1 protein-coding gene is annotated in these 1,450 nt (G+C 62.5%); it reads right to left on the reverse strand.

Annotation, left to right across the window (positions count from 1 at the left end; all coding sequences use genetic code 11):
- The coding region (locus K5D32_RS25685) for a type VI secretion system tip protein VgrG (protein WP_221602316.1) at positions 1-1,450 on the reverse strand (1,450 nt) is incomplete at both ends.

The following is a 1,450-nucleotide window of genomic DNA, read 5'->3' on the forward strand; positions in this document are numbered from 1 at the left end:
AGGTGAATCTCCTGCCCGGCCTCAATGAACTGCCCCGTCCCGATCTTGACGTGCTGGTTGGTCGCAACAGTCAGGTGATCGTCGGCCCTGGCTTCGACCTTGCGGTCGGCGTAGATGGTGTGGTGTTCTTCAGCCTTGAACTCGCTGTAGCTGTTCTGCTCGACGGTGTCGTGGCGTTCGTTGCCGACGCGGATCTTCTGGTCGTGCTCGACGTTCTCGTCCCAGTCGCGCTGGGCGTGGAGGTAGATCTGCTCCTGACCTTTCTTGTCCTCGATGCGCAGCTCGTTGTAACCGCCGCCGCCCGGTGAACTCAGGGTCTTGAAGGTGCTGCGGGTCTTGTTGGCCGGCAGGTCGTAGGGGACGACGTTTTCCTTGTGGTACAGGCAGCCGCTGATCAGCGGTTGATCGGGGTCGCCTTCCAGGAAGCTGACCAGCACTTCCATGCCGATGCGCGGGATGGCGATGCCGCCGTACTGGGCACCGGCCCAGGCGGACGAGACGCGCAGCCAGCAACTGGTCTTGTCGTCGGCCTGACCTTCACGGTCCCAGTGGAACTGGACTTTGACGCGGCCATATTGGTCGCAGTGGATTTCTTCACCTTTCGGGCCGGTGACCACGGCGCTCTGGCTGCCCAGGATGCGCGGTTTGGGGTGCAGCAGCGGCGGGCGGTTGGGCACGTCCCAGGGCGTGGCCTGGAAGCGGTTGCGATAGCCCTGGTGGAAATCGTCCTTGAGGGTCGTGGTGTCGCTGGTGACCGACTCTTCCAGCACCTGGGGCTGTTTGCCCTCGTGGATGATTTCGGTCAGCAGCCACAGGTCGTTCCATTTGGCCTTGGGGTGTTGGGTCAGGGCGAGGAAATGGCCGCTGACCAGCAACGGCTGATCACTTTTGCCTTCGGCCAGCTGGTAGTCGCTGCGATGACGCTCAAGGGCGCGTTTGGCCAGGTGCTTGCCGCGCTCGCGGTCCACGAAGCGCCCCGGATAGTCGTAATCCTCGAGGTCGGGCAGGGCGTTGCCACGGTTTTCGCTTTCCAGCGTCAGGCGCGGTTTCTCGAAGTCGTAGTCGCGGCGGGTGGTGCGGCTGGTGCGGGTTTCCAGGCGCAGGTCGAAGCGCTTGATGACCGGGTCGTTGGCGACCAGGCCGGAGTCTTGCTGATAGGCCACAGGGGCGAGTTTCGGGAACACCGTCTGGTCATCGCCGAACACCAGCTTGTGGGCCGTGCTGCTGTGCTGGAAGTGGTAGTGAATCCCTTCTTCCTCGCACAGGCGCTGGATGAAGTGCAGGTCCGATTCATCGTACTGAACGCAGTAGATGCGCTCGGGATAAACCGACCCGACCTTGAATTCGTAGGCGTTGCTCTGGATGCCATGCTCTTCGAGGACCTGGCCGATGATCTTCGGCACGCTGAGGTTCTGGAAGATGCGCTGGTTGATGCGGTGGGCCAGGTAGG

The organism is Pseudomonas cichorii, from assembly GCF_019719005.1.
Lineage (GTDB): Bacteria > Pseudomonadota > Gammaproteobacteria > Pseudomonadales > Pseudomonadaceae > Aquipseudomonas > Aquipseudomonas cichorii_E.